Consider the following 6,044-nt stretch of genomic DNA (forward strand, 5'->3'; position numbering starts at 1 on the left):
GCTTCCTGAAAACCAACATCTGCTAAAGAATTCAAAAATGATAATAAATCAATCTTGGCGCGATCTACGTGTCGGCGATCATATTTGTATATTGCAATTACCACAAATACAAATGCTTGAAAATACAAAGCAACTATACAAGCGACTTATTGCCGAGCGTGCTATTTTGATAATTAGTGAAATTGATCGGTGGGGATATCCTGTCATCTACTATAGTTTTCAAAACGAGCAAGGAGGGGAAGAAGCTCATAGTCTGGCAATTGATGAGTATGATATCTGGGAAAAAGTCAATATCACATAGCCAGCTTTGAAAGTTTGTAGCGATATAATGCCAAGCTAGGAAATCTAGAGACTTTGATGGTAAAGCTAAAAATTGATGAGCGCTGTTGTGTCCATTTGTCCTGGTTTACCGACGTAGTTAAGCATCTTCACATTTAATATATAGCAGTTCTCGTTGAGGCAACGTGCCCTTACACCTTCCGATATAACGTTGTACTGCATCTGAATTGAAACTACTAGATGTACTTTCAATTACATTTGCGTTACCCAAGTTTGTAAATTCTGAACTATATAATTGCTCAACTTAAGTATTAAATAAAATTATTACCAATAGTTTAGGAAAAGCAAAGACGTGAACCGTTTCAAAAAGCTATCCTCAATTGTATTCCTGTTATTAGCCTTTATTTATCCACCTACTTTGGTTGAAGCCAAAGATAATACTCTAAATAACGTTCTCAATGAACAGAGTATTGACGTACAGACAAAATTAGTAGGAGAGCAAAGTGAAGAGTTTTTGTTAGCTCACAGACGAACTCGACGACGTTATCATAGACGGCATCGGACTGGAAGATATTATTATCAACGCCAGTGGAATCGACGACATTATTATAGACGACACTATCGCTCTATACGTTATCACGGACAACGATATCGTCATGGAGAATGGGAACTTGTGCGCGATCGTCATGGACGATTTATGTATGATTGGCAACGTTACTAGTAAGCTTTACACTCAATTTTTCTAGAGAATCTTTATGCGTAAATCCTAATCTAGTACACCACGGCGTAAATAAACATACCATTTCAAATGGTGTAAAAGCCCGAAATACAATTCTTTTAACTTTTGACTTTTGCGTAGCGGTACTAGGCAGATTCGCTGTACTGCTACTGTATATATCTATCTTTAGGCATAGAAAATTTCTATTCTAATTTCATTTTTTTATGAAAGGCTATAAATAGGGTGAACGGTAAGACATTTCAGACATTTATATACCTTCATTGATCACAAGTGATTGCTAAAAATATGTTAGCCAGGGGTAAAATTCTCTGGTTGAGGCTTTCCCGTCAGTTGCTTCAACCCAGGCGGTTAGCTTTCGTGGAAGCTTGCCTGATTGGTCTAGTTTCTGGGTTAGCGGCAGTTCTATTAGGACAGACAGTGGATTCGGCTGGTGCATGGCGAGTGCATCTTTCTTACCATTGGTCTGCCTACTTGGTGCTACCAGGTATTGGACTAGTAGGAGGACTTTTAGGTGGTTGGCTAGTAGAGCGCTTCGCACCGGAAGCATCTGGTAGTGGGATGTCTGAAGTCAAAGCCGTATTGGCTCGTGTGCCGATGCCATTAAATCTACGGATTGCTTTGGTCAAGTTGATCAGCGCTACATTAGTGTTGGGTTCTGGAATGCCTTTAGGACGAGAAGGGCCGACTGTCCAAATTGGGGCAGCCTTGGCAAATCAACTTAGTAACTGGGCACCGACTTCACCAGAGCATCGTCGCCAACTGATTGCCGCCGGAGCCGGGGCTGGGTTAGCTGCGGCTTTTAATGCACCGATCGCAGGTGTGCTTTTTGTCGTGGAAGAATTACTCCAAGATGTATCAGATATAACTCTTGGTACTGCGATTTTGGCTTCTTTCATCGCTTCAGTCATTTCCCGGCTCTATGGTAGTCACAGCCTGGATCTGAATCATCTAAATTTAGGTCTTCCCGATACAACTTTCTTTGCTCAAGAAATCCCTTTCTACTTAATTTTGGGAGTGCTGGCGGGACTTCTAGGCATTCTATTTAATAAAGGTATTCTTGAAAGTTTAGCAATTAACCGCCGCCTGCTACATCTGAGTTTACCCTGGCGAATTGGAATCGCTGGGTTAGTTAGTGGTGCGGCGATCGCCTTTTTACCTGCTGCCTTTCGCGATCATGCTGGGCTGAGAGAAATTTTGCTTGCGGGTAGTGCTAATTGGTCATTTGCAGCGATCGCTCTTTTAGTTCAGTTTATCCTAATTATTTTGACCTACGGCTCTGGAGCGCCAGGGGGTTTACTAGTTCCCACCTTGGTGTTGGGAGCTGCCCTTGGTTACTTAGTGGGTGCTGTGGAACACAGTTTACTGGGAATGAGTGCTGCAACAGTCTATGCTCATGTTGGCATGGCTGCCTTTTTTAGCGCCGTCTCTAAGGTTCCAATTACAGCAGTCGTCATTGTGTTTGAGATGACAACAGATTTCAATCTGGTGCTACCGCTGATGATTGCGTCTGTGGTTGCCTATTTAGTAGCGGAAAAAATCGATGGGCGATCGCTCTACGACCTTCTACTAGAGTGGAAAGGGATTCACATCACCAAAGAGCCTAGCACAGAGGGATTTCTGGCACAACTGAGTGCTGTAGATGTAATGCAACGGCGTGTGGAAACTCTCTCTAGTCAAATGAGTACTGATGAAGCAGTACAGGCATTTTCCCACTCTAACCATCGCAACTTTCCAGTTTTAGAAAATGGTAAAGTTGTTGGTATTGTAACTCAAAAAGATTTAGTTAATATTGCTTCGCAACAGTCAGGCAAAGATACAACTGTTAGCGAGATTATGACACCAGAACCGGTGACAGTAACTCCCATAGCAACACTGGCTCATGTACTGCATATACTCAATCGTTATCACCTCAGTTGCTTACCCGTTACAGAAGGTCGCAAGCTCATAGGAATTATTACTCGTAGTGATATTATCCGTGTAGAAGCAGAGCGACTGAGTGGTAATAGTGAACAAATAGAACCCAAATCAGCACCTTCTTATGTGGTTTACCAAACTCGCGCCCCGGCTACAGGCAAAGGAAGGTTATTAGTACCACTTTCACATCCTCAAACAGCCGAGACTTTACTAGACATGGCAGTTGCGATCGCCAAAGATCGCGATTACGAAATAGAATGCCTACAAGTGATTATCGTTGCGTCTGGGCGCATCCCATCGGAAACACCAGTGCAAATCAGCAAAAGTCTTCAACTTTTCCAACGGGCAATACTGTTAGGAGAGGAATGGCGGATTCCCGTTCATACCGAGATCCGAGTTGCCCATAATGTTGCTGGGGCAATTTTAGAGACTGTTAAAGCACGACACATTGACTTGGTGCTGATGGGATGGAAAGGTAGTACATCAACTCCTGGTAGAGTTTTTAGCCGAGTGGTGGATACGATAATTCGACAGGTTCCTTGTGATGTTATCTTGGCTAAATTGGATGATAAAAGATCCTTTGACCGTTGGTTGTTGCCAATGGCAGGCGGCCCTAACTCCAGCCAAGCAATTAAGTTATTACCTGCTCTGGCTTCTTTAAGTACATCACCCCAAATCAAGCTATGTCAGGTTTTTCAGCCGACTAACTCGATTCCTGACACAACATTACTAGATAAATCTGTTCGCTTTCTGCAACGCCGAGTTAGTGGTAAAGTGGTGGCTACTCCCGTTCGTGCCAATTCTGTTTCGGAAGCTGTCCTCAAGTGTGCCGAACAAGACAATAGTGATGTGATTGTCTTGGGAGCTAGCCGTGAAAGTCTACTGCAACAAGCAATTCAAGGAAATATTGCCGAGAATATTTCTCGCAAGAGTAATTGTACAGTGATTATGGTCAAAACTTAATGTCGAATTACCCCCCTTAATCCACCTTTGGAAAGGGGGAAAAAAGAAATCTAGTTCCCTCCCCTTTCCAAGGGGAGGGTTAGGGTGGGGTAAAACCCTGGTTAATCAGCTATTTCAGACTTGTATATACACCGTACCCTTGATAAGGGAAGCGTTTGCTTTACTCAAAAATAACAAATGGGTACGCCGAAATAACAAATGGGTACGCCAAAATAACAAATGGGTACGCCGAAATAACAAATGGGTACGCCGAAATAACAAATGGGTACGCCGAAATAACAAATGGGTACGCCGAAATAACAAATGGGTACGCCGAAATAACAAATGGGTACGCCGAAATAGCAAATGGGTACGCCGAAATAGCAAATGAGTTCGCTGAAATAACAAATGGGTATGCCGAAATAACAAATGGGTACGCCGAAATAGCAAATGAGTTCGCCGAAATAACAAATGCGTAAGCGTAGCCAGCCGTAGGCATCGCCATGATTGCAACAATTTAGCTTTGTCACGCCAGCGTAACGCACCGCAAATCTTTGGTGGATGAAGTATTTTCCGACTTACGATCGCTCGATTTTGTAAACAATGCCAAAAATTGAGCGCAGGTATAATCACAGAGATAGCTAGAAACCAAATTTAGATATATGCGATCGCCACATCTCAAGGCGCGATGTCTGCGACGGGCTACGCCTACGCAAAACCTGTATAATTCATTTTGAGACTGATTCGTTATAATATTGACGATAAACTTTGCTAAAGAGGGCAAATGATATGACTAGCCGCGAGCAGCTTATCCAAGAAATTGCAGAGCTTCCAGATGAGTTAGTCAAAGTAATGTTAGATTTTTTGCATCGGGTTCAGACAACGCGTAGTCATCATCCTCTAGCAAAATTTGCGGGTATTTTGAGTGATGATGAGGCGGCTGATTTACAGAAAGCAATTCAAACTGATTGTCGTCAGGTTGATTTAAATGAGTGGTGAAATTGCGTTAGATACTTCTGTTGCAGTACGTTTTCTAAATGGCGATCCTGATGTTGTTTTAAGGGTGTTGGCGTTACCAGAAATATTTTTGTCGGTCATAGTAGTGGGAGAGTTACTGTTTGGATCTGAGAACTCGACTCGACCGTTGAAAAATCTTCCTCGATATTTGGAGTTTATGGAAGTTTGTGCAGTTGTGCCTGTGGAAAAGCGAACGGCAGTTATCTATGCTCAAACTCGTTTGGCTTTGAAGCGCAAAGGGCGACCAATTCCGATGAATGATGTTTGGATTGCAGCGCACTGTCTGGAACATGGTTGGGTGCTTGTTACCGATGATTCAGATTTTGATTATGTGGATGGATTGGTTATAGAGCATTGGTAATGATAGCTATTATGTTTTGAGATCGCTTTTTCCTTCATCTGTGCTTGATCGCCTAAATCCGCAATATCCCAAACAGTGAACTTACAAGTCAACGCCATCGCCAAAAAATCATGGTCTAGCATTTTTCTTTAATCAGTTAAGATCATCTTTATCAATTTTCTTTCCTTTTACCCTTCTCCTTGGAATTATGACGCAGGATGAGTTATTGATACTGATAGATCGCGCTGTGGCTGAGGGTTGGCAAGAGTTAGACTTGTCAGGACAGGAGTTGACTGAGTTACCTGTAGAAATTGGTAAGTTGCAGCAGCTTGAGTCTTTGATTTTGGGAAAGAAGGTTGAAGGTTATGAAGAAGTAGGAGACCGCATTCTCGAAAAGGTTTCAGGCAACAATTTAAAAACGCTTCCACTCGAACTATTGAATTTGCCTAATTTGCGTAAGTTGGATATTAGTGGCAATCCTTTAAAGAGCATTCCCGATGTGGTAACGCAAATACTACATTTAGAGGAACTTTTCTTAATTCGAGTAGAGCTAACTGAAATACCTGATGCGATCGCTAATTTAACCAATCTGACGCAGCTTGACCTCAGTGGCAACCAAATAACCCAGATTCCAGAGGCGATCGCTAATTTAACCAATCTGACGCAGCTTCACCTCAGTGGCAACCAAATAACCCAGATTCCAGAGGCGATCGCTAAATTAACCAATCTGACGCAGCTTCACCTCAGTGGCAACCAAATAACCCAGATTCCAGAGGCGATCGCTAAATTAACCAATCTGACGCAGCTTCACCT

7 protein-coding genes are annotated in these 6,044 nt (G+C 42.6%); 6 read left to right on the top strand and 1 reads right to left on the bottom strand.

Annotated features, from left to right (window positions below; translation table 11 throughout):
• Positions 1-37 precede the first annotated feature (37 nt).
• The 3 genes from V7K60_RS32715 to V7K60_RS32725 all read left to right on the top strand — a co-directional run bounded on the left by V7K60_RS32715 (position 38) and on the right by V7K60_RS32725 (position 3,895).
• Positions 38-301: a hypothetical protein gene (locus tag V7K60_RS32715; protein WP_334932074.1), complete on the top strand. Its 264-nt coding sequence runs from the start codon at positions 38-40 to the stop codon at positions 299-301.
• 330 nt (positions 302-631) lie between these two features.
• The gene (locus tag V7K60_RS32720; RefSeq protein WP_334932075.1) at positions 632-1,000 is read left to right on the top strand and encodes a hypothetical protein; all 369 of its coding nucleotides are present in this window, start codon (positions 632-634) and stop codon (positions 998-1,000) included.
• A 303-nt stretch (positions 1,001-1,303) separates the two neighbouring features.
• Positions 1,304-3,895 (top strand): chloride channel protein, encoded by a 2,592-nt coding sequence (locus V7K60_RS32725; RefSeq protein WP_334932076.1) that lies wholly within the window; start codon positions 1,304-1,306, stop codon positions 3,893-3,895.
• A 114-nt stretch (positions 3,896-4,009) separates the two neighbouring features.
• Here V7K60_RS32725 and V7K60_RS32730 read toward each other — a convergent pair whose 3' ends face one another.
• Positions 4,010-4,507 (bottom strand): hypothetical protein, encoded by a 498-nt coding sequence (locus V7K60_RS32730; protein ID WP_334932077.1) that lies wholly within the window; start codon positions 4,505-4,507, stop codon positions 4,010-4,012.
• A 156-nt stretch (positions 4,508-4,663) separates the two neighbouring features.
• On the opposite strand from V7K60_RS32730, the gene V7K60_RS32735 reads away from it, so the two are divergent.
• From V7K60_RS32735 to V7K60_RS32745, 3 genes are all read left to right on the top strand, one after another.
• Complete coding sequence (locus V7K60_RS32735; protein ID WP_073641323.1) at positions 4,664-4,873, top strand: hypothetical protein; 210 nt, start codon at positions 4,664-4,666, stop codon at positions 4,871-4,873.
• Complete coding sequence (locus V7K60_RS32740; RefSeq protein WP_334932080.1) at positions 4,863-5,252, top strand: type II toxin-antitoxin system VapC family toxin; 390 nt, start codon at positions 4,863-4,865, stop codon at positions 5,250-5,252. Before V7K60_RS32735 ends, V7K60_RS32740 begins: the two co-directional genes overlap by 11 nt.
• Positions 5,253-5,439: 187 nt before the next feature.
• A partial coding sequence (locus V7K60_RS32745) for a leucine-rich repeat domain-containing protein (RefSeq protein ID WP_334932082.1) occupies positions 5,440-6,044 on the top strand: 605 nt, incomplete at its 3' end.

The sequence above is a fragment of the Nostoc sp. genome (assembly GCF_036917555.1).
Taxonomy (GTDB): Bacteria; Cyanobacteriota; Cyanobacteriia; order Cyanobacteriales; family Nostocaceae; genus Nostoc.